Genomic DNA, 2182 nt, shown 5'->3' with positions numbered 1-2182 from the left:
ACATTACACACACTTCACACATAAAGCGAACCAGCAGGTCACAATGCCTTTCTTGAGCACTTTCGAGCTAATAGAAGACCATAACCCTAGAGTTTCACTTAAAGCTGTTCGGCAATGCGTTCGTTCACCGGCTTCTTACGCACACTCACGATTTATCTCAGCAAAGTGACAAGTCTCGAGGCCTTCGTCGTAAAGCGAGATGGAGCGAAACCACCCCAATAGAAAGCTCCAGTGAGGAAAAGCTGGACTAGGGAACTAAAGTCGAACTGTGACTACATCAACGAAGACCGATGCCCGGCCGGTCCATCCGGTCGATGAGTATCCGGGCCATGTGAAATTGCTTGTACTCGGCTTTCAACATGTGCTCGCCGCGTATGCAGGCGCGGTGGCAGTCCCGCTTTTCGTGGGCTGGGCACTTGTGGATGCCGGGCGTATGTCCCCATCCGATATTCCGCACCTAATTGCCGCGGACCTGTTTGTTGCCGGCATCGCCACCATCGTGCAGTCGGTGGGTATTTGGCGATTTGGTGTGCGGTTACCACTGATTCAGGGCTGTACCTTCTCTGCCGCCATTCCGATGGTCACTATCGGATCGCAATACGGCGTGCCCGCAATCTACGGTTCGGTGATTGCATCGGGCATTTTCATGATGCTCTTTGCACCGCTTTTTGCGTCGCTTCTACGTCTATTTCCGCCGTTGGTCACTGGCACGGTGCTATTGATTATCGGTACGACGCTTATGCCAGTCGCAGCTGACTGGGTTGGTGGCGGTGCTGAAGTCAAGGACACTCCTGATTTCGGCACGCCCCAAAACTTGGCAGTAGCTGTGTTTGTGTTGGTCTTGATTCTCAGTATTGAGCGTTGGGCACCGGAATGGCTCGCCCGAATCGCCGTTCTAGTGGGCATGATTTCTGGGTTGCTGCTATGCATTCCATTGGGAATGGTGGATTGGTCTGGGACCAAGGACTCACCAATCTTTGGGCTGACACATCCGTTCTACTTCGGCATGCCTGAGTTTGTCTTCTCGGCTGTATTTGCCATGTTCATTGTCTCGCTTGTGACTATGGTCGAGGCGACTGGAGATGTGCTTGCAATCGGTGAGATTACCGAGACCGAGATTGATAATCGCCGTATTGCCGACACACTGCGTGCCGACGGTGCTGCGACCATGATCGGCGGTATTTTCAATACCTTCCAATACACGGCGTTTGCCCAGAACATCGGCGTCCTGTCCATCACGGGCGTGCGATCCCGATGGGTTACCGCAGCTGCAGGCGGAATGCTGCTGATTCTGGGACTGATTCCAAAGACGGCCGCTCTCGTTGCTGCTATCCCGGCTCCAGTTTTGGGAGGTGCCGGTATCGCCTTGTTCGGCATGGTCGCAGCATCCGGCGTCCGCACCCTATCCAAGGTTAAGTTCACTGAATCCAACGTGATCGTGGTTGGTATTCCGTTGGCACTGGCATTGCTTCCGGCTGTATCGCCCGAACTATTCTCCGGACTGCCGGCATGGGCACAAACGTTTATGGCCTCAGGAATCTGCGTAGGTTCCGTCGCAGCTATTATCTTGAACCTTTTGTTCAACACCGCCGACCGTGCACCGCACGCAGTTACTCCGAGCGCTCACGACACCTTCCGCGGAGGTATCAACTCTGAAGATAAGGACCACGACGGCTACGGCGACGTCCCGCCCGCTAAGCCAAGCAGTAATAACTAACTTCGGTACTTTGATTAGCGTGGCTGGATAGCTCAATCCCAGACCGCGCTGGCGTAATTAAATACAACACATTCCCGTATGGGCGCAGGCAATACCTCGCCCATACGGGATTTCCTTTTGGCGCGACCTTGGATGGCGCCGCGTTGTCTCGTAGGTAGGGCTTAAGAATCAGGACGAATTCCAAATAAGCGTATGGATCCCTATTTGGACAGCTTGGCAGTAAAGCCCCATTGAAGCGCGGTATCTGCATGTCGGGATGAGTGGCTGTGGTAAACACAGAAGTGCAATAACTGAATCGGACATGCCAACAAGCTCAGTGCCAGAATTCGAGGAGCCTCCGACCGGTGTACTGCGCATCGGACCCTTCTAAGTACCCGCAATTAAGCCAAATCGGTAGCTACCCCGAGATATAAGCCACGACATTTGTCGATTAAATGTTGTTTACTCGTGGGCACAAAAGTGGGC

General features: G+C 53.5%; 1 protein-coding gene. It reads left to right on the top strand.

The window, feature by feature from the left end:
- The first annotated feature begins 268 nt into the window (after positions 1–268).
- Positions 269–1717 (top strand): nucleobase:cation symporter-2 family protein, encoded by a 1449-nt coding sequence (locus tag HMPREF2562_RS02910; protein WP_070549600.1) that lies wholly within the window; start codon positions 269–271, stop codon positions 1715–1717.
- Positions 1718–2182 lie beyond the last annotated feature (465 nt).

The organism is Corynebacterium sp. HMSC077G07, assembly GCF_001809225.1.
GTDB classification, from domain to species: Bacteria; Actinomycetota; Actinomycetes; order Mycobacteriales; family Mycobacteriaceae; genus Corynebacterium; species Corynebacterium jeikeium_D.
The sequence above is the reverse complement of the archived record's forward strand: the minus strand, read 5'-3'. Positions and strand labels throughout refer to the sequence as shown.